Origin of the sequence: Pseudomonas sp. TH07 (genome assembly GCF_016651285.1) — a bacterium.
Lineage (GTDB): Bacteria > Pseudomonadota > Gammaproteobacteria > Pseudomonadales > Pseudomonadaceae > Aquipseudomonas.
The window spans coordinates 579,686-604,853 of the sequence record NZ_JAEKED010000001.1; the positions used below are offsets into that span (position 1 = coordinate 579,686).

Genomic DNA, 25,168 nt, shown 5'->3' on the forward strand with positions numbered 1-25,168 from the left:
TTTGAGCAGGCCGGAGCGATGGACACACCTAAATAAAGAAACCTGCCAGATACCCCTATAGATGCGGTCGATTCTGGGAGTTTCAAGCGCCTGACAATTGACGCAGGTCAGAAGAGTCTAGCGCTCGAGCCAGATAAGGGAGGCAAACCGTCCTGTACGAGGACTGCGACGGTAAGAATAGAAACGCGCGTCACTGACTGTGCAGTAATCGCCACCGTACACCGCCGTGACGCCGCGAGCCGCCAGGCGCAAGCGGGCCAGACTATAGATGTCGGCCATGAACTTGCCGGGATTGTGGCTTGGGACAAATGCCTGCTCGGCTTGCGCCAGTTGGCTGACGAAGGTTTCCCGCACCTCGGGGCCGACCTCGAAAGCGCGCGGACCGATAGCCGGTCCAAGCCAGACCAGCACCTCGGCCGGCGCAACGTCCAGCGTGTCGAGGGTGGCTTCTAGCACGCCGGCAGCCAGCCCGCGCCAACCGGCATGGGCCGCCGCGACACGGGTCCCGGCGCGATCGCAGAACAGCGCCGGCAGGCAGTCAGCGGTCATCGAGGCGCAGGCGATACCTGGCGTGGCCGTCCAGCTGGCATCGGCGGTGGCGATGACGGACGGATCCGCCTCGACCACGTCAATACCGTGGACCTGTCGCAGCCAGGCAGGCCTTATAGAAAAGTGATCCGTCAGGCGACGACGATTCTCGGCAACGGCTTCGGGGCTGTCATCGACGTGGTCGCCCAGGTTGAGGCTGTCGAACGGCGCCAGGCTGACGCCGCCCGCACGGGTGGTGACACAGGCTTTCACCCCGGCCGGCGCAGGCCAGTCAGGAATCAGCCATTCACTCATCCGATGAACGCCTCGCGGTCTTGCTTGAGTAGGGTCAGCAACCAGACGAAGTCGTCCGGCAGTGGCGACTCCCAGCTCATACGCACGCCGGTGGTCGGATGATCCAGCTCCAGGAACCGCGCATGCAGCGCCTGACGCGGGAACGCCTTCAACGACTCGACCATGGTCACACTGGCCGCAGGCGGAATGCGGAAACGACCGCCGTAGGCCGGATCCCCGACCAACGGGAAGTTGATGTGAGCCATGTGCACCCGAATCTGGTGGGTACGACCGGTTTCCAGCTTGACCCGCACGTGGGTGTGGGAGCGGAAACGCTCAAGCACGCGGTAATGACTGACCGCCTGCTTGCCGCCTTCCATCACTGCCATGCGCTGGCGCTGCTGGCCGTGGCGACCGATGGGCGCGTTGATCTTGCCACCCGCCGTCACTACGCCAATCACGATGCACTCGTAGATCCGGCTGACGCTGCGGCTTTGCAGCTGGGTCACCAATTGGGTCTGGGCCTGAATGGTCTTGGCCACCACCATCAAACCGGTGGTGTCCTTGTCCAGGCGGTGGACGATGCCGGCGCGCGGCACATTGATGATGTCCGGGACATGGTGCAGCAAGGCATTGAGCAAGGTGCCATCAGCGTGCCCGGCAGCAGGGTGTACCACCAGGCCCGCGGGTTTGTTGATGACCAGGATATCGTCGTCTTCATAGACAATATCCAGCTCGATGTCCTGAGCGACCCATTCTCCCTGAGCTTCCTGCTCGGCGGTCAGCTCAAGAATCGCACCGCCATGCACAATGTCACGCGGCCGAATAACGGCTCCGTCCACAGTCAGGCGGCCGTCTTTGATCCAGGCGGAAAGGCGCGAGCGTGAATGCTCAGCGAATAATTGGGCGGCGACTTGATCGAGGCGTTGGCCGCCCAGTTCGGACGGCACCTCTGCGCGAAGTTCAATTTTATCGGACATGCTCAGACTAGGCGTCGGCACAGCCTTTGGTTTCGGCTGCGCGCTTGTGGTTAAATACGGCGTCTTTTGCCCCGAGGCTTTCAACGGGGCGCTCATCATAACAGGACGGCCCCGCCCAAGACAGCGGCCGTCATAGGGACGCAAGCCGCCATGCAAGTGAAACACCTGCTGCTGATCGCCATCCTCGCACTGACCGCTGCTTGCTCATCGAAGGAAGTCGTTGACGAAAACTTGAGCGAAGTCGAGCTGTACCAGCAGGCACAGGCCGACCTGGACAACCACAGCTATACCAGCGCTACCGCCAAGTTGAAGGCCCTGGAGTCGCGTTATCCGTTTGGTCGCTATGCCGACCAGGCACAGCTCGAGCTGATCTACGCCAACTACAAGAACGCCGAGCCGGAAGCCGCCAAGTCCGCCGCCGAGCGTTTCATTCGCCTGCATCCACAGCATCCGAACGTGGATTACGCCTATTACCTCAAGGGTCTGACCTCCTTTGACCAGGACGTCGGCCTGCTGGCTCGCTTCCTGCCCCTGGACATGACCAAGCGTGACCCGGGTGCTGCCCGCGACTCCTACAACGAGTTCGCCCAGCTCACCAGCCGCTTCCCGAACAGCCGTTACGCTCCAGACGCCAAGCAGCGCATGATTTATCTGCGCAACCTGCTGGCCGCCTACGAGATCCACGTGGCTGACTACTACCTGACCCGTCAGGCCTATGTAGCGGCTGCCAACCGTGGCCGCTATGTGGTGGAGAACTTCCAGGAAACCCCTTCGGTCGGTGACGGCCTGGCGGTGATGACTGAGGCTTACCAGCGTCTGCACCTGGACGAACTGGCCGCCACCAGCCTGGAAACCCTGAAGCTCAACTACCCGAACCACCCGAGCCTGGTTGATGGCCAGTTCGTGCCGCAAGTGGCCGAAGCCGACAACCGTTCGTGGCTGAGCAAGGCCACCCTGGGCCTGATCGAGTCGCGTCCGCCGCTGCCGCCGGGCGAAACTCGCGCCAACCAGGACGTGGTCAAGCAGTTCCAGGACGCCAAGGACGCGATCCCTTCCGACCTCAAGCCTAAAGATGCCAACGGCGACGTGATCGAAGAAGAGCAGCATGAAGCCGAAGGCAACAACGACGATCGTTCGTGGTTCAGCTACATGACCTTCGGTGTGTTCGACTGATAGCACCGAGGCCGTCAAGAAAAGGGAGACTTTCGAGTCTCCCTTTTTCATGCCCGTGTTTTATTGTTCTGTGCGCCCGCAAGGTCCTTGGCTAAACTGCGCCATCTTTCCTCATAAAGCTGGTTGCCATGGTTCGTCTACTGTTCTGGATCGCCCTGATTGCCGCTGCGGTATGGTTCTGGCGCAAATTCAAGCGCCAGGCATCCGCTGGCAGCCCTCCCCCTGAGCAAAGCGCCACCCCCATGGTCCGCTGCGCCCAGTGCGGCCTGCATCTGCCCCGTGACCGAGCGCTGAGCCAACAGCAACAGTGGTACTGCAGCCAGACTCATCTGGAACAAGGGCCAGGCCCCGGCCACCGCTGAGGCCTCTGCGCCAGGGACAGTGCCGGTTCGCTGGCACAATGCCTGCCCAGCCACTGGTCCCACCCCGCCCTATTTGAGGAACAAAGCACCCGAATGGGCGTCTGACGCTGATTATTCAAGACCTTAATCAGCGCATGAATCGGGTGATCGATAACTTTCCCACGCCTTCTTACCCATTACCTGACGAGCCCCAGAGCATTGGCCTGACGAGTCAGCGGCAACGCGCTGTCAGCCCCCTCTGGCCATCGAACAATTGGCTACACAAAAGCCGCCTCTGCCCCCGCCTCCCGAGCGTTTACAGGGCCTCGCCCCCGGCGAACCCCGCAAGCAGCTCCTAGACTTCAACTCTCGCCAGGATGGCGAGCGCCCATGCCCTACCTGCGTTCACGGATGAAGTTTCAAGCAAACATGAGCCCACGGCACAAAGTACTGGTGGTCGATGATCAAGCGGAGGTTCGCGCGCTCCTGGAAATCAATCTGGGCCGCATGAACCTTCACACCCAGAGCGCCCGCAGCCTCGGCGAAGCTCGCCGGTGGCTGGCCGCCGGCCCTTTCGACCTGTGCCTGAGCGCCAGCCAGCTGCCGGACGGTACCGGCCTGGAGTTGTTGCAACACATTCAACAGCATCACCCCCAAGTCCAGACCGCGATGATCAGCGCCTGCGGCACCCCGGCCACTGTCATCGAGGGGGTCAAAGGCTCCAACAGCGATGGCTTGCCTACCCCGCTGGACCTCACACACCTGCGCGCCCTGATCAATCGCACCCTGCACCGACCCGGTGACAGTGGCGACAGCCCATTGCTTGGCGATTCGGAACCCATGCGCACGCTGCGCCGACACATCGGCAAACTGGCCCAGAGCCAGGCTCCGGTCTATATCAGCGGCGAATCCGGCAGTGGCAAAGAGCTGGTGGCCCGGCTGATCCACGCCCAGGGTCCGCGGGCCGACCAGCCGTGGGTGCCGGTGAACTGTGGCGCGATCCCGACGGAGCTGATGGAGAGCGAGTTTTTCGGCCACCGCAAGGGCAGCTTCAGCGGCGCTGTCAGCGACCAGCCCGGATTGTTCCAGGCGGCCCATGGCGGCACGCTGCTGCTGGATGAGGTGGCCGACCTGCCGCTGTCCATGCAGGTCAAGCTGCTCCGGGCACTTCAGGAAAAGGCCGTGCGTCGGGTCGGCAGCCAACAGGAGGTGGCGGTCGATGTGCGGATCCTCTGCGCCACCCACAAGAACCTGCAGGCCGAGGTCAGCGCTGGGCGCTTTCGCCAGGACCTCTATTACCGATTGAATGTGATCGAATTGCGGGTCCCGCCCCTGCGGGAACGCAAAGACGACATCGAGCCCCTGGCCAGGCGTGTTCTGCAAAGACTGGCCGCCGAGCACGGCGCGCTACCGACGCAGCTGCACGCCAATGCGCTGGCAGCGCTCAAGGACTATCACTTCCCCGGCAACGTGCGAGAACTGGAAAACCTGCTGGAGCGCGCCTACACCCTGTGCGACAACCGGCTGATCGAGCCACGGGACCTGGGGCTGGATGACCACCGGCCAGCCGGCGCCAGAACCGACCTGGCCCAGGTGACCCACCTTGACCAGCACCTGCAACAGGTTGAGCGCGAGCTGATCCTCCTGGCCCTGGAAGACACTCGCTGGAACCGCACGGCAGCGGCCCAGCGCCTGGGCCTGTCGTTTCGTTCGATGCGCTACCGGATGCAGAAACTCGGTCTGGATTAAAGCCGTCCGCTTGGCGCGTACGGCGCAGGATCGATGATCGGCTCGCGACCCAGCATCAGGTCGGTGAACAGCTGGCAGGAAGCCGGTGCCAGTACCAGGCCATTGCGGTAATGCCCGCAATTGAGCCACAAGCCACTGAACCCCGGCACCGGCCCGATGTAGGGAATACCTTCCGGCGACCCTGGCCGCAGGCCCGCCCAATGCCCCACCACCTCAGCCCCGGCCAGGGCGGGAATCAGCTCGACGGCAGACGCCTTGAGGCTCTCCAGCGCTGACTCGGTCGGGGTCTTGTCGAAGCCTTCATGCTCCAGGGTGCTGCCGATCAGGATATGCCCGTCCCGCCGCGGGATCGCATAACGACCCTTGGCCAAGACCATGCACGACAGGAAGTCCTCAGCGCATTTATAGAGGATCATCTGCCCCTTGACCGGCTCCACCGGCAGCGTCAGGCCCAGGCTGCCCAGCAACTCGCCGCTCCAGGCACCGGCGGCCAGCACCACCTGGTCGCCATGAACATCGCCGTTGGCGGTATGCACGCCGACAATCCGCTGCCCATCACGAATAAAACCACTGACCGCGCACTGTTCATGCACGGTGACGTCGGGCAGCGCCAGCAACGCCGCCCGGAGCGACTTCAGCAGGCGCGGGTTGCGCACATTGGCCACGTTGGCCATATAGATCGCCCGCGAAAAACCGGGGCCCAACACCGGCACCGCAGTATGGGTCGCGTCGATGTCCACCACGCTCAACGGCCGATTTTCACGCCGCGCCCACTCCAGCGCAGCGCTTTCATCATCCAGGTCCAGCCAGTAGAGCCCGGTGGTGTGAACTTGCGGATCAACGCCAGTACTGGCGAACAGACGCTCGGCCAGCTGTGGATAAAAATCCTGGGACCAGTGGGCCAGCGCGGTGACGGCAGGGCTGTAGCGCCAGGGGTAAAGCGGCGAGACGATGCCGCCACCCGCCCATGACGACTCCTGCCCCAGGTTCGAACGGTCCAACAGCACCACTCGCTGCCCGGCCGAAGCCAGATTGAATGCTGTCAGCAGGCCGATCACCCCGCCCCCAACCACCACCACTTGCTGTTGCTTAGCCATAGCCGATCCAGTCATTAAAAAGACGCCGGGCGCAGCACGCCCACCCAAAGGCTCAACGACCCCAGCAATCCTTGGCCGTTACACCCTCGGCCTGATTGCTGATGGTGGTGGCGCCAGTTTCGCTGATGCTGAAGCTGCCGCATTTATCCCCGGCCATTTTGCTCTCGGCCTTGGGCGTCGCGGTCAGCAGGAAGGTTTTGTCGGCCAGGGTCGCGGTGATGCTGTAGTCATCGTTACCGCTACTCAGGTCAGCGGCACCGGTATAGACGCCGTTTTTCGAATAGAAACGCTCAAGCAACTGCGCCTGGTCGGAGAGCAGGCCGGCGATCTCAGTGCGGTGCGGCTTCTTGGTGTATTCGGTAATGGCCGGAAGGCTCAAGGTGAGGACCAGCCCGATGATCGCAATCACGATCATGATTTCGATCAGGGTAAAACCTTGGTTGGATCTGCGCATGGGTGAATCTCGCTTACTGTATTTGTCGCCACATGATGCGGCGGCCGGCACTTCCCGGCGGTTGCGGCTGCGAGGCCAAAGGGTCATCGGCGCGGTTCAGGGGCTCGCCAGACGTGCCCGGGGCACTGCCATCCGGGCCTGGAACCTCACCCACAAACACCACCTCATCAGAGAGCAGGTCCGGGTCGCGACCTGCGTGGTCGAGCATCTTACCGCCGAACGGGCCGAGCTCCAGCAGTTTCCCGCGATCATTAGTCGAACAGGGGTCAACGGGATCAGGCAGACGGCGATGCTGCCCGCGCTCATAGGGCATCGGTACCGACCAGCCACTCGGCACCGGGTCCAGAGGCTGCACGCAAGGCGCAGCAGCGCCGCGCGCCTGAACAGGCAGCGCAAGCACCAGGCAGCAACCTGCCACGGCCCGCCAGCGCGCCTTTCGCCAGCTCCGCCCATGAGGCTCAATATTTGGCATAAATACTCTCCAGCACCGTGCGCGAATGCCCGGCCACACCCACCGCCGTGACCCGATACAGGGTGGCTGCGGTATGGGGCGGCAGGTTGACTGCATCAAGGGTTGCCCCCAGGTTCTGCACCCCGTAGAACCCCTGGTCGGCGGCAACCCAAGTCACGCCGGAATGGCTGTTGGCACCAGCGGCGGTCACGCCGGAAGACTCCGCAGGGGGTGGGCAACGTGCACAGGCAGGCAGCGTGTAATGCCCTTGCTGGACCGCCCCCTCACCCGCCCGCAGGGCCGACTCCGCGGCCTGAAACGACTGGTTGCGCAAACTCAGGCTGGCGGCCATTTTTTCCTGCAGCGTCGCGTTACGCAGGGACGACACCCCGATCAAGGTGAGCAATAACAGGAACACCAGGCTGACCAGCAATGCCATGCCCTGCTGACAGCCACGCCCAAGCCGTGGTGGCTCTCTGCGCATCGCCATCACCGCAGCCGGTTGCGCAAGGCAGCCACCACGGTGAACGTCTGGCTAGCAACCCGCTGCAAAGGATCAGCCAGGGTCAGGCTCAGGCGCACACTGCGAATCAACTGCGGGTCTTCAGGGTTGGGACTGTAGCGGGAAGCGCCTGTGTCCGACGCCGAACGGGCCATGCCAAAGCTGACCTCGAACGCTTCGACATCGCTCACCAGTACCGCCTGATCGTTGCCGGTACCGGTGCCCATCACCAGTTGGCGGTTGTCCAGGCGGTAGGACAGTCGACGGAGCGCAAACGCCTGCTGCCCCACTCCCGCGACCCGGGCCCCGCTGTACGCGGTGGAGGTGTCACGGCAGTCGGACAGCACCGTCCAGGTCGGCACCCCGCCATCCAGGCCGACGTCTGCGGTGACTAAAGTCAGGCGCCGACTGGCATTGTCCCAGCGCACCGGAGTCGCCGCATTGGCGGTAAAGTCCCCAGCCGCACTGGCATCAACCACCGTTGCCAGGCATCCGAACATCCCGACCATACGCACCTCCTGCATCAGCTTGCTCAGGACAAAACGCCCATCCTCCTGCAGGGTCGCCGCGGCGTTCTGGCTGAGGTAGGTGTTCTTGGCCGAAATGAAAATCCGTGTCACACCCAGCACCACCACCAGGCTCAAGGCCAGGGCCAGCATCATTTCGATCAGGCCGAAGCCGCGCATCGGCCCCTTCATGGCTGACCAGGCTCGTCGGCCGCGACTCGGCTGCTCAGGACGAAGCTGCGTTGCGCCTCGTCAGCACCGCCCGCGCGGGTGTCATCCCAGGTCACGGTGATGGTGTACAGCCGCTGGTTTACGCTGATGCTGCCAGTGGCCGTCGGCCCGCCAAAACTGGCGATATTGCTCGCGAAGTCATAGAGATCCTGATCCCGGGCCTGCTCCAGGTTACCCGCGGCCGGCGTCGGCACGCTGTAGTCGGCGCCGGCATTGGCGCGAATCCGGTCCAGCATGTCGTAAGCCACAAAGCTGGCCTGGCTGGCCATCCGTGCACTGTCGGTGTACTTCAGCGCCTTGAGTTGGACCGCTGCCGCTCCCAGCAGCCCCACGCCCAGAATCAACAGCGCAACCAGCACTTCGATCAGGCTCATGCCGCGTTGCGCACGCCTGTCAATCATTGGCAGCTCCCTGCAAAAATAATCCGTCCATTGAGGCAGACGCTGATCGAGCGCTGCAGCGCCCCGCGTTCATAGCGGATCAGCAACGGTCGATCCGCCCCAGCAAGCCCCCCAAGCGGACTGAAAGCCACAGCGTCGATGCCTGAGGGTAGCGCCAGAATCGCACCCCGAGAGAGCGCGGGAACAACCCGCAATACATTCGCCTGGGGCGCTGCGCCGTCATACACGCCGAGGGCAGCCGCCCATTGCCGCGAATCATCCATGGGCCGGAGGTGGGTGGTAATACCGCGCTCAATGGCCTCGAAACGCGCGTAATTGAGGGCTCGCAGTAATTCATTGAGCTCGCTGTCGGCTTGGCTGCGCTGCAACGATTGGCTGAATGCCGGAAGGATCAAGGTCAACAACAGCCCACCAATGGCCAGGGTCACCAACATCTCGATCAGGGTGAAACCCTTTGTACGCAAATTCATTGCCTGTCCTGCAAACGCCTTCGGCTATAACGGGCTACAACCTCGAACACTCATAGACCGGCTGTTTGCCGTTTTGCTCAATGGCCGCGCACGGATAGCGTTGGCATTCACCTTTCCAAGGAGGGAAAACCCATGGATCAAAGAGGTTTCAGTTTGATGGAACTGCTGGCGGCGCTGGCCCTGCTCGGCATGCTGCTGCAGTTTGGCGCCGCGTCATTGGGCCAGTTGTTGATCTCGAACCGCCAACAGGAGATGGCTCAAGGGCTCGCCAGCGGCCTGCGCCAAGCCCGCAGTGAGGCCATCCTGCGTCATACCACGACGGTGATTCAGGCACAGGACGACGACTGGGGGCAGGGCTGGCGGATCATCCTGGATGTCAGTGGCCGAGGGCCGCAGGACAGCGACAACCCGGTGCTGGTGGAGCACCTGGCGGGAGGAAAGGTCGTGGTGGTGGGCAATCGCCCGGTGAAGAGTTTCGTGCGTTTCAGCAGCCTGGGCCAGCCACTGTTACCCAGCGGAGCCTTCCAGGCCGGCACTCTGCATATCTGTGCCAGCGAGCAATCGGCCAGCCAATATCAGGTGGTGCTGGCCCGAACCGGGCGAGTCAGCCTGCGCAGCGAACAAGCCGGACAGGCCGTGTGCGCAGGCAGCGACTGATCAGAGCAGCGAGCGAACCCGCAGTTCCTTGGGCATGGAGAACGTGATGTTCTCCTCGCGGCCGGCCAATTCATCGGCACCGGTGGCGCCCCAGGCCTGCAACTGCTGGATCACGCCCCGTACCAGCACTTCCGGGGCCGATGCACCGGCGGTGATGCCGATCCGCTCGACACCGTCGAACCAGCTGCGCTGCATGTCTTCGGCACCGTCGATCAGGTAGGCCGGGGTGGCCATGCGCTCAGCCAGCTCACGCAGGCGGTTGGAGTTGGAACTGTTGGGGCTGCCCACCACCAACACCACATCGCACTCGTTCGCCAGTTGCTTGACCGCATCCTGGCGGTTTTGCGTGGCGTAGCAGATGTCGTCCTTGCGCGGGCCACCAATGGCCGGGAAACGCGTACGCAGCGCGTCGATCACCCGGCTGGTGTCGTCCATGGACAGGGTGGTCTGGGTCACGAAGGCCAGTTTCTCGGGGTTGCGCACCTGCAGGGCGGCGACGTCCTTCTCGTCTTCGACCAGGTAGATCGCGCCGCCATTGCTGGCATCGTACTGGCCCATGGTGCCCTCGACTTCCGGGTGCCCGGCGTGGCCGATCAGGATGCACTCACGGCCGTCGCGGCTGTAGCGCGCGACCTCGATATGCACCTTGGTCACCAACGGACACGTGGCATCGAACACCTTGAGGCCACGGCCGGCAGCTTCGGTGCGCACGGCCTGGGAAACACCGTGGGCACTGAAGATCACAATGACGTCGTCCGGAACCTGTTCCAGCTCTTCGACAAAGATCGCGCCGCGAGCACGCAGATCTTCGACGACAAATTTGTTGTGCACCACTTCATGACGAACGTAGATCGGCGGTCCGAAGACCTCCAGGGCACGATTGACGATTTCGATCGCGCGGTCCACGCCGGCGCAGAAGCCACGGGGGTTGGCGAGTTTGATTTGCATGCTGTGCCTCGTGTCTTGCGCGCAAGAAGTTAGATCGTTGCCACTGTAGCGATGAATCCCCGGCAAGCGGGCGCCTAAAGCATAGGCGCCCGCTTGCCGGGGATTACGTTTAAAGCGCCTTGACGTCGATGATCTCGACATCAAAGGTCAAGGTCTTGCCCGCCAGCGGGTGGTTGAAGTCGATGGTCACCTCAGTGTCATCGAAAGCTTTGACCACGCCGGGCAGCTCGGTATTCGCCGCATCGTTGAAAATCACCAGCAGCCCTTCAGACAGCTCCATATCCTGGAACTGCGAGCGCGGGATAATCTGCACATTCTGCGGGTTCGGCTGGCCGAAGGCGTTTTCCGGCTCGATCGCCAGAGTCCGCTTGTCGCCCGCCTTGAAACCGAACAACGCCGCTTCGAAACCTGGCAGCAGGTTGCCATCGCCGACCTTGAAGGTCGCCGGGGCCTTGTCGAAGGTGCTGTCTACCGTATCGCCATTCTCCAGGCGCAATGCGAAATGCAAAGTGACTTCCGTGTTCTGGCCAATGCGTTGTTCAGCCAATACCTGCTCAGTCATGAACGGCTTCTCCGGTCTTCTTGCCTTTGAACATATCCAGCGCAAGCATCACTGCACCGACGCTGATGGCGCTGTCGGCAAAGTTGAACGCTGGGAAATACCAGCGGTTTTGCCAATGCACCAGGATGAAATCGATCACATGGCCCAGGGCAATGCGGTCGTAGAGGTTACCCAGGGCGCCGCCGAGTACCAGCGCCAGGGCCACGGCCAGCCAGGTTTCATTACGCCCCAGACGCTTGAGCCAGACCACCAGCACCGCACTGACCACTACCGCGATCAGGGCGAACAGCCAGCGCTGCCAGCCGGAGCTGTCAGCCAGGAAGCTGAAGGCCGCACCGGTGTTGTAGGCCAGGGTCCAGCTGAAGTAATCCGGGATCACCACGATCTGCTGGTACATCGACAACGAGCTTTCGAAGTGGAACTTGCTGGCCTGGTCAATGACCAGGACCAGCAGGCTCAACCACAGCCAGCCCAGACGGCCGAAACGGCCCGCGGCGTTAGGCATAGTGACGAACCTCGCCAGCACCGCTGATGTTGTCGACGCAGCGACCGCAGATTTCCGGGTGCTCAGGGTTCACGCCGACGTCTTCACGGCAGTGCCAGCAACGGGCGCACTTGGCGAAGGCCGACTTGACCACCTTGAGTTTCAGGCCAGGTACTTCGGTGGCCACCGCATCAGCCGGAGCCTGGGCGAAAGGTGCCAGGCTGGCGGTCGAGGTGATCAACACGAAGCGCAGTTCGTTGCTCAGTTTGCCCAGGTCAGCGGTCAGGCCGTCCTCGGCATACAGGGTGACTTCGGCCTGCAGGTTGCCACCGACGGCCTTGGCTGCACGCTGGTTCTCCAGTTCCTTGTTCACGGCGACCTTGACGGCCATCACGCCTTCCCAGTACTCGCGGCCCAGTTCGAAGTCGGCTGGCAATTCGCTCAGGCCTTCGTACCAGGTGTTGAGCATGACCGATTCGTTGCGCTCGCCCGGCAGGTACTCCCACAGTTCGTCGGCGGTGAAGGCCAGGATCGGTGCGATCCAGCGCACCAGCGCTTCGGAGATGTGATACAGCGCGGTCTGCGCCGAGCGGCGCGCCTTGCTGTTGGCGCCGGTGGTGTACTGGCGGTCCTTGATGATGTCGAGGTAGAAACCGCCCAGCTCCTGCACGCAGAAGTTGTGGATCTTCGAGTACACGTTCCAGAAGCGGTATTCGCCGTAATGCAGCTCCAGCTCGCGCTGCAGCAACAGGGTGCGGTCCACGGCCCAACGGTCCAGGGCAAGCATGTCCTCGGCCGGCAGGATGTCGGTGGCCGGGTTGAAGCCGGTCAGGTTCGACAGCATGAAGCGCGCGGTGTTGCGGATCCGCCGGTAGGCGTCGGCACTACGCTGCAGGATCTGCTCGGAAACCGCGATCTCGCCGGAGTAGTCGGTGGAGGCCACCCACAGGCGCATGATGTCGGCGCCCAGGGTGTCGTTGACTTTCTGCGGCGCGATCACGTTGCCCAGGGACTTGGACATCTTGCGACCGCTTTCATCCACGGTGAAACCGTGGGTCAGCAGCTCGCGATACGGCGCGTGGCCGTCGATGGCGCAACCGGTCAGCAACGACGAGTGGAACCAGCCACGGTGTTGGTCCGAGCCTTCCAGGTACAGGTCGGCACGCGGGCCGGTGTCGTGGCCCATCGGGTGCGAGCCGCGCAGTACGTGCCAATGGGTGGTGCCCGAGTCGAACCAGACGTCGAGGGTGTCGCTGATCTTGTCGTACAGCGGCGCTTCGTCGCCCAGCAGCTCGGCGGCGTCCAGCTTGAACCAGGCTTCGATGCCCTCTTCTTCAACGCGCTGGGCCACGACTTCCATCAGCTCGACGGTACGTGGGTGCAGCTCACCGCTTTCCTTGTTCAGGAAGAACGGGATCGGCACGCCCCAGTTGCGCTGGCGGGAGATGCACCAGTCCGGACGGTTGGCGATCATCGAGTGCAGGCGCGCCTGGCCCCAGGCCGGCACGAACTGCGTCTCTTCGATGGCCTCAAGGGCACGCTTGCGCAGGGTTTCGCCGCTGGTCGGCTCCTTGTCCATGCCGATAAACCATTGCGCGGTGGCGCGGTAGATCAGCGGGGTCTTGTGGCGCCAGCAGTGCATGTAGCTGTGGACGATGGTTTCGGTGTGCATCAGCGCGCCGACTTCCGAGAGTTTCTCGACGATCGCCGGGTTGGCTTTCCAGATGAACTGGCCACCGAAGAACTCCAGGGACGGCACGTAGACGCCGTTGCTCTGCACCGGGTTGAGGATGTCGTCGTTGACCATGCCGTAGGCTTTGCAGGTCACGAAGTCGTCCACGCCGTAGGCAGGCGCGGAGTGAACCACGCCGGTGCCGGCGCCCAGTTCGACGTACTCGGCCAGGTACACCGGCGACAGGCGGTCGTAGAACGGGTGGCGGAAGTTGATCAGTTCCAGTGCCGAGCCAGTAGTGGTGGCAATCACCGAGCCTTGCAGGTTGTAACGTGCCAGACACGACTCGACCAACTCTTCAGCCAGCACCAGCAGCTTGTCACCGACGTCCACCAGGGCGTAGGTGAATTCCGGGTGCACGTTGAGCGCCTGGTTGGCCGGGATGGTCCAGGGGGTCGTGGTCCAGATCACGATCGAGGCCGGTTTGGCCAGGCTCGCCAGGCCAAAGGCTTCGGCCAGCTTGTCGGCGTCGGCGATCGGGAAGGCGACGTCGATGGTCGAGGACTTCTTGTCTTCGTACTCGACTTCCGCTTCAGCCAGGGCCGAACCGCAGTCGAAGCACCAGTTCACGGGCTTGAGGCCCTTGAACACGAAACCGCCCTTGACGATTTCGGCCAAGGCACGGATTTCACCGGCCTCGTTCTTGAAGTTCATGGTCTTGTAGGGGTTGGCGAAATCGCCCAGCACGCCCAGACGGATGAATTCGGACTTCTGGCCTTCGATCTGCTCGGTGGCGTAGGCACGGCACAGTTCGCGGGTTTTATCCGCGCCCAGGTTCTTGCCATGAGTCACTTCGACCTTGTGTTCGATCGGCAGGCCATGGCAGTCCCAACCCGGAACATAGGGTGCGTCGAAACCCGCCAGGGTCTTCGAGCGGATGATCATGTCTTTCAGAATCTTGTTCAGCGCATGACCGATGTGAATCGTGCCGTTGGCATACGGAGGACCGTCGTGCAGAACGAACTTCGGACGATCCTTGCCAATCTCGCGCAACTTACCGTACAGGCCAATGCTGTCCCAGCGCTGCAGAATCTGCGGTTCGCGCTGAGGCAGGCCGGCCTTCATTGGGAAGGCGGTGTCCGGAAGGTTTAGCGTGGCTTTATAGTCGGTCATTTAAGGCTCTTCATTAGCGATTGGCGCTATGGATACGTGCAACTTGGGCACGGGCGGCGGCAACATCCGCATTGATCGCCGTCTTCAACGCCTCCAGAGAGGCGAAACGCTGCTCTTCACGCAGCTTGTGGTGGAAAACCACCGTCAAACGCCGGTCATACAAATCGCCGGCAAAATCTAAAAGATGGACTTCCAGGTGGGCCTTGCCATCACCTGCAACCGTAGGCCGAACGCCGATATTGGCGACGCCGGGCCAAGGCTGGCCGTCGATTTCGACACTCACCAGGTACACCCCGGAAAGCGGCACGCGACGGCGCTTGAGCTGCACATTGGCGGTAGGCGTACCCAATTGGCGCGCCAGCTTCTGACCGTGCAGAACCCGTCCGGCAATACGGAACGGGCGACCCAGCAAACGCTCGGCCAACTCAAAATCAGCCGCGGCCAGGGCGTTACGAACCTGGGTGCTGCTGACACGTAAACCGTCCAGTTCCACGGTCTGCGCCGCTTCGACGGTAAACCCCCGGGCGCTCCCGGCCTGTTGCAGGAAATCGAAATCCCCTACCCGGTCGCAGCCAAAACGGAAGTCGTCGCCGACTTCCAGATGCTGCACTCCCAAGCCATCCACCAGAATGGTATCGACGAATTCACTGGCACTGAGCTTGCTGAGGCGCTGGTTGAATGCCAGGCACAACACGCGGTCGACGCCCTCGTCAGCCAGCAGCTGCAACTTGTCACGCAGGCGTGCCAGGCGCGCTGGAGCGGTGTCCGGCGCAAAGAACTCGCGGGGCTGCGGCTCGAAAATCACCACGCAGCTGGGCACGCCCAACTCAAGCGCGCGCTCACGCAGCCGGCCCAGGATAGCCTGGTGGCCACGGTGAACACCGTCAAAGTTGCCAATAGTGGCGACACAGCCCCGATGCTGGGGGCGCAGGTTGTGGAGACCTCGAACCAGCTGCATAACGCGCTTCTTGCTCATAAAGTGGTCGATTATAACCACACCCGGCGGTCGGCGACAGGCAACACCACCACCCAAAGTGATCGAACCGATAAAACCAGGGTCCGATCACGGCTCAACGCCAGGCAGGCGTCAGTTCAAGCCCTTGCGATTGAAGTCCCGCAAGCGAAAGCCCAGCAGCGCCAGCATGCCGAAATACGTCACCACCCCGGCCAGCACCAACGCCCCAAGGCGCAGAAAGCGTTGCAGCATATGCCCCTGGTCCCAGGCCGGCATCACGTACATCAACCCCAGCAGTACCGCCGACATCACCAGCACCGCGATCACCAGCTTGAGGGCGAACAGCCCCCAGCCCGGCTGCGGCTGGAACATCTTCTGCTTGCGCAACTGATAGAACAGCAAGCCGGCGTTGATGCAGGCACCACCGCTGATCGCCAGGGCCAGCCCGGCATGCTTCAAGGGACCGATAAATACCAGGTTGAGCAACTGCGTGACGATCAGGGTAAAAATCGCGATTTTGACCGGCGTCCGAATGTTTTGCTGGGCATAGAAGCCCGGCGCCAGGACCTTGATCACAATAATCCCGAGCAGGCCAATAGAGTAGGCAACCAGCGCCCGCTGAGTCATGGCGGCATCCAGCGCGCTGAATTCACCGTACTGGAACAGCGAAACCGTCAGCGGCTCGGCAAGAATCCCCAGGGCCAGGGCACAAGGCAGCACCAGCACAAAACACAGGCGCAAGCCCCAATCGAGAATTCGCGAATACTCGTGGCGATCCTGGCTGGCGTAGGTCTTGGCCAGGGTCGGCAACAGAATAGTGCCCAATGCCACCCCCAGCACACCGGACGGCAACTCCATCAGGCGGTCGGCGTAGTACATCCAGGACACGGAGCCTGCGACCAGGAACGAGGCAAAAATAGTGTTGATGATCAGTGAAATCTGACTCACCGAGACCCCGAGAATCGCCGGCAGCATCTGCTTCATCACCCGCCAGACCCCAGTGTCATGCAGGTTCAGCCGTGGCAGCACCAGCATGCCGATCTTGCGCAGGTGCGGCAGCTGGTACAGCAACTGCGCCAGGCCACCGGCCAATACGGCCCAGCCCAGGGCCATCACCGGCGGGTCGAAGTAAGGCGTCAGAAACAGGGCAAAGATGATCATGCTCACATTGAGCAGGGTCGGCACAAAGGCCGGCACCGAGAAACGGTTCCAGGTATTGAGGATCGCCCCCGCCAGCGAGGACAGGGAAATCAGCAATATATAAGGGAAGGTCACCCGCAGCAGGTCAGAGGTCAGGGCGAATTTTTCCGGCGTATCGGCAAAACCCGGCGCCGTCGCCCAGATCACCCAAGGCGCGAAAATCATCCCCAGGGCCGTGACCAGCGCCAGCACCAGGGTCAACAGACCCGACACATAAGCGATGAAGGTCCGAGTCGCCTCCTCGCCCTGCTGGCTTTTATATTCCGCCAGGATCGGCACGAACGCTTGGGAGAAAGCCCCCTCGGCAAAGATCCGGCGCAGCAGATTGGGCAACTTGAAGGCAATGAAGAAGGCATCGGTAGCCATGCCGGCACCGAAGGCACGCGCGATGATGGTGTCACGAACAAACCCCAACACCCGGGAAATCATGGTGATAGAGCTGACAGCGGCCAACGATTTGAGCAGGTTCATTGAAAGGTTTTTTGCCTGTAGATAAACAGCAGGCGAACAATGCGCCCACTTATGCGATACTCCGCGCCGCAACAGCACAGAGCCAAAGCTCGCGAGTTTACAGGTCAAGCGCCGGAAATAAATATCCCGCCTCTTCAGATCGACCACTCAGCGGAACGCATCACCCGCCCTTGACAAGACTTCAACTCATCGGCATGATTCGCGGCCTATTTTGTTTGCTATTTCCCAAAAAGTCTTTCGAGGAGCTCGACGGTGGCCAACACACCTTCCGCCAAAAAACGTGCAAAACAGGCTGAGAAGCGTCGCAGCCACAACGCCAGCCTGCGTTCCATGGTTCGTACCTACATCAAGAATGTAGTTAAAGCCATCGACGCAAAAGACGCTGAAAAAGCGCAAGCTGCTTATGTTCTGGCCGTGCCAGTTATCGACCGTATGGCCGATAAAGGCATCATCCACAAGAACAAAGCTGCTCGCCATAAAGGTCGTCTGAATGGCCACATCAAGGCGTTGAACCTTGCTGCTGCAGCCTAAGCGACACGCTTGTTAAAAAACCGACCCTAGGGTCGGTTTTTTATTGCCTGCGATTCAGCAGTAGCACCACCAACCCGCCCACCCCTTGCAGAGGGCGAGCCGGTCGACAAAAGCAGTTACTGTGGCTGGACCCACGGCAGGATCGGAATCGCCGTCACCGCATTCTGCGGGCTGCCCTCGATCAAGCGATCGCTGTAGACCAGGTACACCAGCGTATTGCGCTTCTTGTCGAGGAAGCGCACCACCTGCATGGTCTTGAACACCAGCGAAGTACGCTCCTTGAATACCTCCTCCCCATCCTTGAGCTCGCCCTTGAAGCTGATAGGCCCGACCTGACGGCAGGCAATCGACGCCTCGGCACGATCCTCGGCCAGACCCAGGCCACCCTTCACCCCACCCGTCTTGGCTCGCGACAGGTAGCAAGTCACACCCTCGACCCGAGGATCATCGAACGCCTCGACCACAATGCGATCGTTCGGCCCGACAAATTTGAACACCGTGGACACCTGGCCAATTTCCTCAGCGGACGCCAGGAGCGGCATCGCCAACAGCACACCCAACAACCCTTTTGCTACGCGCATTGGTTTTTTCCCTAAATGACTCGAATCACTGCTTAAACCAGGATCAGGTTATCGCGATGCACCAGCTCCGGCTCAGCCATGTAGCCCAGCAGACCGACAATTGCATCAGACGACTGACCAATGATCTTCTGCGCCTCAAGCGCACTGTAGTTGGCCAGGCCGCGAGCGATCTCCCGCCCGTCCGGCGCCACGCAGACCACCATCTCGCCCCGACGGAAACCGCCCTGGACCTGCTTCACACCCACCGGCAACAAACTCTTGTTGCCCTGGGACAGCGCCGAGACCGCTCCCGCATCCAGCACCAGAGTGCCGCGGGTCTGCAAGTGCCCAGCCAGCCACTGCTTGCGCGCCGCCAGCATGCCGCGTTCCGGCGAGAGCAAGGTACCGATGCGCTCACCCGCCTTCAGACGGTCCAGGACTCGCTCCAGACGCCCGCCAACAATAATGGTGTGCGCCCCGGAGCGCGCCGCCAGACGCGCCGCGCGCAGCTTGGTCTGCATGCCGCCACGCCCCAGCGCACCGCCGGTGCCGCCGGCCACCGCATCCAGCGCCGGATCATCGGCCCGCGCTTCGTAAATCAGCTGGGCGTCCGGGTTATTGCGCGGATCAGCATCGAACATGCCATCACGGTCGGTGAGGATCACCAACAGATCAGCCTCGACCAGGTTCGCCACCAGCGCCGCCAGGGTGTCGTTGTCGCCAAAACGGATTTCGTCGGTCACCACGGTGTCATTCTCGTTGATCACCGGGATCACCTTGAGCTCGACCAGGGCACGCAAGGTACTGCGAGCGTTGAGGTAGCGCTTGCGATCGGAGAGGTCGTCATGGGTCAGGAGGATCTGCGCAGTGTGCCGGCCATGCTCGGCAAAACTCGACTCCCAGGCCTGCACCAGGCCCATCTGGCCAATGGCAGCGGCCGCCTGCAACTCGTGCATCGCACTGGGTCGCGAGGTCCAGCCCAGACGGCTCATGCCAGCCGCTACCGCCCCCGAAGAAACCAGCACCAACTCGACGCCAGCCTCGTGCAAGGCCACCATCTGCTCGACCCACACACCCATTGCCGCACGATCCAGCCCCTTGCCATCCGCCGTCAGCAGTGCACTGCCGATCTTCACGACCCAGCGCTGCGCACCCGTCACCTTGCTCCGCATCTTCTTCAACCTTAGCTTGAGGACAGTACGACCCAGCACTGCCCGTAACGTTATTCGTGACTATCGATTTCCGGATACTAAAACGCCGCTCGATTGAGCGGCGCTTAAGTTTACTGCAAGGAATCAGTCACGCACGTAAATGATTTCCGGACCATCTTCGTCATCCACATCTTCTTCGTCCCAGTCATCGTCACCGATGTCATGGACCGACTTCACGCCGCTACGGCGCAGGGCACGCTGGTCATCCAGGGCCTGCAACTGAGCACGGGCTTCGTCTTCGATGCGCTGATCGAGCTCGGCCAGCTCTTCCTTGTAGGCCGGGTCATTGGCCAGGCGATCGGCACGATCTTCCATGTAACGCATGATGTCGTGGCACAGACGCTCGGTACCCAGCTTGGAGATGGCCGAGATCACGTAGACCGGACCGGTCCACTCCAGACGATCAACGATTTCTTTGACCCGAGCATCGCGCTCTTCTTCAAGGATCTGGTCGCACTTGTTCAGCACCAGCCAGCGATCACGCTCAGCCAGCGACGGGCTGAACTTGGTCAACTCGCTGACAATCACCTCTGCAGCATCCGGCGCACTGGAGTCATCCAGCGGCGCCATATCCACGAGGTGCAGCAGCAGGCGTGTACGGGACAAATGCTTGAGGAAACGAATCCCCAGGCCAGCGCCATCGGAAGCCCCCTCGATCAGGCCCGGAATGTCCGCAACCACGAAGCTTTTCCAGCGATCGACACTGACCACACCCAGGTTCGGCACCAGGGTGGTGAACGGGTAGTCGGCCACTTTCGGCTTAGCGGCCGAAACCGAACGGATAAAGGTACTTTTACCGGCGTTCGGCAAACCCAGCAGACCCACGTCCGCCAAGACCTTCATTTCCAGCTTGAGGTCACGCGCCTCACCCGGCTTACCCGGAGTGGTCTGGCGCGGCGCACGGTTGGTGCTGGATTTGAATCGGGTGTTGCCCAGACCGTGCCAGCCGCCGTGGGCCACCAGCAGTTTCTGACCGGCCTTGGTCAGGTCGCCAATCACTTCCTGGGTAGCGGAATCGATGACCGTGGTGCCAACCGGCACGCGCAGCACCAGCTCTTCACCCTTTTTACCGGTGCAATCGGTGCTGCCGCCGTTGGAGCCACGCTCGGCATCGAAGTGCCGGGTGTAACGGTAGTCCACCAGGGTGTTGAGGTTTTCGTCGGCAACCATATAGACCGAGCCGCCATCACCACCGTCGCCGCCGTTCGGGCCGCCGTTTTCAATGAATTTTTCGCGACGGAAGCTCATGCAACCATTGCCGCCGTCGCCGGCCTTTACTCGAATCGATACTTCATCAACAAACTTCATAACAGAACGCCTCTCGCCATACGGACGAGCCGAAAAATCAAGACATAAGACTCTTGCAAAAATGAGCGCAGCGACCTCAAGCAACGACCGCAAATCCAGCTGCTTTCGCCCATCACAAACAGCTTTGCAAGAGACTCACCCCACAAACGAAAAAGCCCCGTCGCGAGACAGGGCTTTTCCAGCAACTACGCAATTATGCCGCGACGACTTCAGTCTTCGGGACAATGCTCACGTAACGGCGGTTGAAAGCGCCTTTTACTTCGAACTTGATCACGCCGTCGATTTTAGCGAACAGAGTGTGATCTTTGCCCATGCCAACGCCGTAGCCAGCGTGGAATTGGGTGCCGCGCTGACGCACGATGATGTTGCCCGGAATGATGACCTGGCCGCCATACATCTTCACGCCAAGGCGTTTGGCTTCTGAGTCGCGACCGTTACGGGTACTACCACCAGCTTTTTTGTGTGCCATGAGTTCAATTCTCCTAGTGAGGAATTAGGCTGAAATTAAGCCTGAATACCGGTGATTTTGATCTCGGTGTACCACTGGCGGTGGCCCATACGCTTCATGTGGTGCTTACGACGACGGAACTTGATGATGCGGATTTTATCGTGACGACCTTGGGAGATCACTTCAGCCACAACGGTAGCGCCAGCAACAACTGGAGCACCGATATTCACGTCATCGCCATTGGCGACCAACAGAACGCGATCAAAAGTTACGGATTCGCCGGTAGCGATTTCCAGTTTTTCAATCTTCAGGTATTCACCTGGGGCGACTTTGTATTGCTTGCCACCAGTAACGATTACTGCGTACGACATGGTATTTCTCCGATAATCCTGCTCACCCAGCTCTTTATAAGAAGAGGTATTGGCTGGCATGGCTGCATGGGGCTGGAACGGCCCAAGTGCAATTGCGTAAGGCAGGTGCTGCCCAGGAAGTTCAGGGTGCGCGATTGTACGCAAGGAGCAAAGCCGATGCAAGTGCCTGTCCATAGCGCCTTGACAGGCCCGGACGCGGGTCCTAGCATGCCGCGCAACCCTTCTGGAGCGACTCTCGCTGATGCAACCCCAAGCTTTCTACCGCGCGGTGGCGGACGATTTTAGCGCCGTCGACGGCATCATCAAGAAGCAGCTGACTTCCCGGGTGCCGCTGGTATCGAAAATCGGCGACTACATCACCTCGGCCGGGGGCAAGCGCCTGCGTCCTTTATTGGTGCTGTTGTGTGGCAAGGCCCTGGGTCGCGAAGGCGACGACATGCGCCTGCTGGCCGCTACCATCGAATTCCTGCACACCGCCACCCTGCTGCATGACGACGTGGTCGACATGTCCGGCATGCGCCGTGGCCGCTCCACGGCCAACGCCATGTGGGGCAATGCGCCGAGCGTACTGGTGGGCGACTTCCTGTACTCGCGCTCGTTCGAAATGATGGTCGAACTGGGCTCGATGCCGGTCATGAAGATTCTTTCCCAAGCCACTCGCATCATCGCCGAAGGCGAAGTGCTGCAGCTGTCGAAAGTCCGTGACGCCAGCACCACCGAAGAAACCTATATGGAAGTCATCCGCGGCAAGACCGCGATGCTCTTCGAAGCGTCGACCCACAGTGCCGCAGCCCTGGCTGGCGCCACGCATGAGCAAAGCGAAGCGCTGCGCACCTTTGGCGATCACCTGGGGGTGGCCTTCCAACTGGTCGACGACCTGCTGGACTACCGCGGCGACGCCGAGACCCTGGGCAAGAACGTCGGTGACGATCTGGCCGAGGGCAAGCCGACCCTGCCGCTGATCTACACCATGCGCGAAGGCACCGCCGAACAGGCCGCGCTGGTTCGCCAGGCGATCCAGAAAGGCGGCATCGAAGACCTGGAAAGCATCCGCGCTGCCGTGGAAGCCTCGGGTTCCCTGGATTACACCGCACAACTGGCCCGCGACTACGTAGCCCGCGCCATCAGCTGCCTCGAAGCCCTGCCGCCAAGCGAATACCGCGATGCGCTGGTGGAGCTGAGCGAGTTCGCGGTCGCCCGCACGCACTGATCCCCCGCATGCACTGGAGCCGGCCAGCCGGCTCCAACGGGCATCCCGCCCCTCTCCCGGCTAAAACCCTATACAATGTGCGCTTTTTAGCCATCCTGAAACTCAAGGAGCTTTAGTGAGCACGTTGCCACCCTGCCCAAAATGCAATTCCGAATACACCTATGAAGACGGCGCACAGCTGATCTGCCCGGAATGCGCCCACGAGTGGTCCGCCAGCGGCGAAGCCGAAGTAGCGTCCGATGAAAGCGTGAAAAAAGACTCGGTGGGTAACGTCCTGCAAGATGGCGACACCATCACCGTGATCAAGGACCTCAAGGTCAAGGGCACGTCCCTGGTGGTCAAGGTCGGCACCAAGGTCAAGAATATTCGCCTGTGCGATGGCGACCATGACATCGACTGCAAAATCGACGGCATCGGCCCGATGAAACTCAAGTCAGAGTTCGTGCGCAAGGTCTGATCCCCCTGCCCATCCCGCGTACTACGCGGGATGGCGCCATCTCCCCGCCTCATCCCCCACTAATCCCCTCCCAATAGCAAAAGGCCAGTCGAGTTGATCGACAGCAATTTCTGCCTAGAAAAAAGCAGAAACCGCCAATAGGTACTTGCTATTCATTGAATAAGAATTATTCTCATTGAACCCATCAAGGAGATGAGAACCATGACTTATTTGATCGACGCGTGGCTGGATCGCCCACACCCTTACCTGAGAATCCTTCATCGGGAAACCGGGGAAGTCTGTGCGGTGCTGGAAGAAGAGGCTCTGAACGAGCTGCAGGACCAGGGTGACCTGGATTTCAACGGCTTGAGTTCCAGCGAGCCGATGGTGCTCAAGGAACTGGTGCGCAACCTGTTTTTGTTCTGTTACGCCAGAGCCTTGCGCCCGGCGTCAGAACTCAGCAGCAAGTTTCAGGTATGAGCGTCACTGCAAAACCTGCGGGGGCTGGTTTGCCAGCGATGGCATGCGCACGGGTTCAAGGCTGAAACGCGCCGCCTGCATCGCCGGCGAACCGGCTCCCGCATTCGCTACGACTTAGAGTACGTCGAGCAGCTCGACGTCAAACACCAGGACGCTGTGCGGCGGGATGCTGCCTACGCCTTGCGCGCCGTAAGCCAGTTCGCTCGGCACGTACAGACGCCATTTGCTACCGGCGTTCATCAGTTGCAGGGCTTCGGTCCAGCCGGCGATCACGCCACCCACCGGAAACTCTGCAGGCTGGCCGCGCTCGTAGGAGCTGTCGAACACAGTGCCGTCGATCAGGGTGCCGTGGTAGTGAGTACGCACGCTGTCTTCACGGGATGGCTTGGCGCCCTCGCCCGCAGTCAGCACTTCGAATTGCAGGCCGGAAGCCAGGGTAGTGATGCCATCGCGCTTGGCGTTTTCAGCCAGGAAAGCCAGGCCTTCGCCTGCAGCTGCTTCAGCCTTGGCGGCCGCTTCGGCCTGCATGATTTCACGAATGACCTTGAAGCTGGCGGACAGCTCGTCCTGGCCTACACGGCTTGGCTTGCCGGCGAAAGCGTCGGTCAGGCCGGCCAGGATCGCGTCCAGGCTCACGCCCGGCGGCGGGTTGTCGCGCAGCTGGTCGCCCAACTGACGGCCGATGCCGTAGCTGACGCGGGTTTCGTCGGTGGACAGATTTACTTCGGACATGGAACTGCTCCGCTGTGCGGACGGCTCGGGAACTGGCCGTGCGTGCACAGCGCATCCCGGGGCGCCCGGAACCAAAAGGGCGAGCAGACTAGCACAGAAGCCCGGGCGAAGATCAGGGGGGCGTATGGCGCTATCAGGCCGAGCGCAACGCCAGTGGCACCTTCAGGCTTTCCTCGGCGCTGGCAGATAGGCCGCACATTTCGTCATGCACCGAGGTGTGCACAAGGTTGAACGGCAATGTCGGAAACGCCTGCAACACCTGACGCGCATGTTCCACCGAACGCAGGTGGAACATCTGCCCATGGCCGTCGCTGAGGGGGTAGGCCGCCCCATGCATGCGCGCCTCCAGCAGATAGATGCCGCCTTCCAGAGAAATCAGGTTCAACTCATCGACCTTGCCGGCGATGGCGTAGGCATTCATTTCTTGCAGGTTCATAAACCCACCTCGTGCAATTCAGGCCCGTGACGCTACAGGCATATGCCTGGCGCGATAAAAGCACAAGAGCCGGTCTCTCGATCTGGACCAACGGCGCAGCACTTGGAGCAGGCATCGGCAAAAGGAAAAGGCCCGGGTTTTCTGTT

30 protein-coding genes are annotated in these 25,168 nt (G+C 61.4%); 8 read left to right on the forward strand and 22 right to left on the reverse strand.

Going from position 1 to position 25,168, the window contains the following annotated elements; genetic code table 11:
* Positions 1-117 precede the first annotated feature (117 nt).
* Positions 118-843: a peptidoglycan editing factor PgeF gene (gene pgeF, locus JFU57_RS02815; RefSeq protein ID WP_201128043.1), complete on the reverse strand. Its 726-nt coding sequence runs from the start codon at positions 841-843 to the stop codon at positions 118-120.
* Positions 840-1,802: a 23S rRNA pseudouridine(1911/1915/1917) synthase RluD gene (rluD, locus tag JFU57_RS02820; protein ID WP_020296467.1), complete on the reverse strand. Its 963-nt coding sequence runs from the start codon at positions 1,800-1,802 to the stop codon at positions 840-842. Before rluD ends, pgeF begins: the two co-directional genes overlap by 4 nt.
* A gap of 150 nt (positions 1,803-1,952) precedes the next feature.
* Between rluD and JFU57_RS02825 the strand changes: the two genes are divergently transcribed.
* From JFU57_RS02825 to JFU57_RS02835, 3 genes are all read left to right on the forward strand, one after another.
* Positions 1,953-2,975, forward strand: a complete 1,023-nt coding sequence (locus tag JFU57_RS02825; protein ID WP_078471771.1) for an outer membrane protein assembly factor BamD — start codon at positions 1,953-1,955, stop codon at positions 2,973-2,975.
* 128 nt (positions 2,976-3,103) lie between these two features.
* On the forward strand, positions 3,104-3,337 hold the full coding sequence (locus tag JFU57_RS02830; protein ID WP_020296465.1) for a PP0621 family protein: 234 nt from the start codon (positions 3,104-3,106) through the stop codon (positions 3,335-3,337).
* Positions 3,338-3,745: 408 nt separating this feature from the next.
* On the forward strand, positions 3,746-5,065 hold the full coding sequence (locus tag JFU57_RS02835; protein ID WP_201132071.1) for a sigma-54-dependent transcriptional regulator: 1,320 nt from the start codon (positions 3,746-3,748) through the stop codon (positions 5,063-5,065).
* Here JFU57_RS02835 and thiO read toward each other — a convergent pair.
* From thiO to JFU57_RS02870, 7 genes are read right to left on the reverse strand one after another with little or no spacing between them, the layout of a single operon-like run.
* Positions 5,062-6,162, reverse strand: coding sequence for a glycine oxidase ThiO (gene thiO / locus JFU57_RS02840; RefSeq protein ID WP_201128050.1), 1,101 nt, complete (start codon positions 6,160-6,162; stop codon positions 5,062-5,064). The genes JFU57_RS02835 and thiO overlap by 4 nt on opposite strands.
* Before the next feature lie 52 nt (positions 6,163-6,214).
* A complete protein-coding gene (locus tag JFU57_RS02845) occupies positions 6,215-6,616 on the reverse strand; it encodes a type IV pilin protein (protein WP_201128052.1) in 402 nt (133 codons plus the stop codon).
* Positions 6,617-6,629: 13 nt separating this feature from the next.
* Positions 6,630-7,016 carry a hypothetical protein gene (locus JFU57_RS02850; RefSeq protein WP_153050250.1) on the reverse strand — a complete coding sequence of 129 codons (387 nt, stop codon included), beginning with the start codon at positions 7,014-7,016 and terminating at the stop codon, positions 6,630-6,632.
* Between the two features lie 58 nt (positions 7,017-7,074).
* Positions 7,075-7,551: a pilus assembly PilX family protein gene (locus JFU57_RS02855; protein ID WP_242487415.1), complete on the reverse strand. Its 477-nt coding sequence runs from the start codon at positions 7,549-7,551 to the stop codon at positions 7,075-7,077.
* A 5-nt stretch (positions 7,552-7,556) separates the two neighbouring features.
* Entirely contained in the window at positions 7,557-8,267 is a 711-nt protein-coding gene (locus JFU57_RS02860; protein WP_242489763.1) for a PilW family protein, read from the reverse strand.
* A complete protein-coding gene (gene pilV, locus JFU57_RS02865; RefSeq protein WP_201128059.1) occupies positions 8,264-8,707 on the reverse strand; it encodes a type IV pilus modification protein PilV in 444 nt (147 codons plus the stop codon). The genes JFU57_RS02860 and pilV overlap by 4 nt, the downstream gene beginning before the upstream one ends.
* Positions 8,704-9,177 carry a GspH/FimT family pseudopilin gene (locus JFU57_RS02870; protein WP_078471764.1) on the reverse strand — a complete coding sequence of 158 codons (474 nt, stop codon included), beginning with the start codon at positions 9,175-9,177 and terminating at the stop codon, positions 8,704-8,706. The genes pilV and JFU57_RS02870 overlap by 4 nt, the downstream gene beginning before the upstream one ends.
* 132 nt (positions 9,178-9,309) lie before the next feature.
* Between JFU57_RS02870 and JFU57_RS02875 the strand changes: the two genes are divergently transcribed.
* Positions 9,310-9,834, forward strand: a complete 525-nt coding sequence (locus tag JFU57_RS02875; RefSeq protein WP_201128061.1) for a GspH/FimT family protein — start codon at positions 9,310-9,312, stop codon at positions 9,832-9,834.
* Here JFU57_RS02875 and ispH read toward each other — a convergent pair whose 3' ends face one another.
* The 6 genes from ispH to murJ form a co-directional block, all read right to left on the reverse strand.
* Positions 9,835-10,782 carry a 4-hydroxy-3-methylbut-2-enyl diphosphate reductase gene (gene ispH, locus JFU57_RS02880; RefSeq protein WP_020296455.1) on the reverse strand — a complete coding sequence of 316 codons (948 nt, stop codon included), beginning with the start codon at positions 10,780-10,782 and terminating at the stop codon, positions 9,835-9,837.
* Positions 10,783-10,891: 109 nt separating this feature from the next.
* Complete coding sequence (fkpB, locus tag JFU57_RS02885) at positions 10,892-11,329, reverse strand: FKBP-type peptidyl-prolyl cis-trans isomerase (protein WP_178102971.1); 438 nt, start codon at positions 11,327-11,329, stop codon at positions 10,892-10,894.
* Positions 11,330-11,336: 7 nt separating this feature from the next.
* The gene (gene lspA / locus JFU57_RS02890) at positions 11,337-11,849 is read right to left on the reverse strand and encodes a signal peptidase II (RefSeq protein WP_020296453.1); all 513 of its coding nucleotides are present in this window, start codon (positions 11,847-11,849) and stop codon (positions 11,337-11,339) included.
* Positions 11,842-14,673, reverse strand: coding sequence for an isoleucine--tRNA ligase (gene ileS / locus JFU57_RS02895; protein WP_020296452.1), 2,832 nt, complete (start codon positions 14,671-14,673; stop codon positions 11,842-11,844). Before ileS ends, lspA begins: the two co-directional genes overlap by 8 nt.
* Positions 14,674-14,686: 13 nt before the next feature.
* Positions 14,687-15,631: a bifunctional riboflavin kinase/FAD synthetase gene (gene ribF / locus JFU57_RS02900; RefSeq protein ID WP_020296451.1), complete on the reverse strand. Its 945-nt coding sequence runs from the start codon at positions 15,629-15,631 to the stop codon at positions 14,687-14,689.
* A gap of 129 nt (positions 15,632-15,760) precedes the next feature.
* Positions 15,761-17,299, reverse strand: a complete 1,539-nt coding sequence (murJ, locus tag JFU57_RS02905; RefSeq protein WP_078471759.1) for a murein biosynthesis integral membrane protein MurJ — start codon at positions 17,297-17,299, stop codon at positions 15,761-15,763.
* Between the two features lie 252 nt (positions 17,300-17,551).
* Between murJ and rpsT the strand changes: the two genes are divergently transcribed.
* The gene (rpsT, locus tag JFU57_RS02910) at positions 17,552-17,830 is read left to right on the forward strand and encodes a 30S ribosomal protein S20 (protein WP_003215870.1); all 279 of its coding nucleotides are present in this window, start codon (positions 17,552-17,554) and stop codon (positions 17,828-17,830) included.
* A gap of 116 nt (positions 17,831-17,946) precedes the next feature.
* Here rpsT and JFU57_RS02915 read toward each other — a convergent pair whose 3' ends face one another.
* From JFU57_RS02915 to rplU, 5 genes are all read right to left on the reverse strand, one after another.
* Positions 17,947-18,411 carry a CreA family protein gene (locus tag JFU57_RS02915; protein ID WP_078471758.1) on the reverse strand — a complete coding sequence of 155 codons (465 nt, stop codon included), beginning with the start codon at positions 18,409-18,411 and terminating at the stop codon, positions 17,947-17,949.
* Positions 18,412-18,443: 32 nt separating this feature from the next.
* Positions 18,444-19,562, reverse strand: coding sequence for a glutamate 5-kinase (gene proB, locus JFU57_RS02920; protein WP_078471757.1), 1,119 nt, complete (start codon positions 19,560-19,562; stop codon positions 18,444-18,446).
* Between the two features lie 123 nt (positions 19,563-19,685).
* Complete coding sequence (gene cgtA, locus JFU57_RS02925) at positions 19,686-20,909, reverse strand: Obg family GTPase CgtA (protein ID WP_201128063.1); 1,224 nt, start codon at positions 20,907-20,909, stop codon at positions 19,686-19,688.
* A 193-nt stretch (positions 20,910-21,102) separates the two neighbouring features.
* Positions 21,103-21,378 (reverse strand): 50S ribosomal protein L27, encoded by a 276-nt coding sequence (rpmA, locus tag JFU57_RS02930; protein ID WP_003215862.1) that lies wholly within the window; start codon positions 21,376-21,378, stop codon positions 21,103-21,105.
* A gap of 35 nt (positions 21,379-21,413) precedes the next feature.
* The gene (rplU, locus tag JFU57_RS02935; RefSeq protein ID WP_003230856.1) at positions 21,414-21,728 is read right to left on the reverse strand and encodes a 50S ribosomal protein L21; all 315 of its coding nucleotides are present in this window, start codon (positions 21,726-21,728) and stop codon (positions 21,414-21,416) included.
* A gap of 241 nt (positions 21,729-21,969) precedes the next feature.
* On the opposite strand from rplU, the gene JFU57_RS02940 reads away from it, so the two are divergent.
* The 3 genes from JFU57_RS02940 to JFU57_RS02950 all read left to right on the forward strand — a co-directional run bounded on the left by JFU57_RS02940 (position 21,970) and on the right by JFU57_RS02950 (position 23,854).
* Positions 21,970-22,938, forward strand: coding sequence for a polyprenyl synthetase family protein (locus tag JFU57_RS02940; RefSeq protein ID WP_201128065.1), 969 nt, complete (start codon positions 21,970-21,972; stop codon positions 22,936-22,938).
* 115 nt (positions 22,939-23,053) lie between these two features.
* Positions 23,054-23,395 (forward strand): zinc ribbon domain-containing protein YjdM, encoded by a 342-nt coding sequence (locus tag JFU57_RS02945; RefSeq protein WP_020296444.1) that lies wholly within the window; start codon positions 23,054-23,056, stop codon positions 23,393-23,395.
* A gap of 201 nt (positions 23,396-23,596) precedes the next feature.
* Positions 23,597-23,854: a PA4570 family protein gene (locus tag JFU57_RS02950; RefSeq protein ID WP_020296443.1), complete on the forward strand. Its 258-nt coding sequence runs from the start codon at positions 23,597-23,599 to the stop codon at positions 23,852-23,854.
* Between the two features lie 114 nt (positions 23,855-23,968).
* Here JFU57_RS02950 and JFU57_RS02955 read toward each other — a convergent pair whose 3' ends face one another.
* Positions 23,969-24,586: an FKBP-type peptidyl-prolyl cis-trans isomerase gene (locus tag JFU57_RS02955; protein WP_020296442.1), complete on the reverse strand. Its 618-nt coding sequence runs from the start codon at positions 24,584-24,586 to the stop codon at positions 23,969-23,971.
* 133 nt (positions 24,587-24,719) lie between these two features.
* A complete protein-coding gene (locus tag JFU57_RS02960) occupies positions 24,720-25,022 on the reverse strand; it encodes a DUF6482 family protein (protein ID WP_020296441.1) in 303 nt (100 codons plus the stop codon).
* Positions 25,023-25,168: the final 146 nt, after the last annotated feature.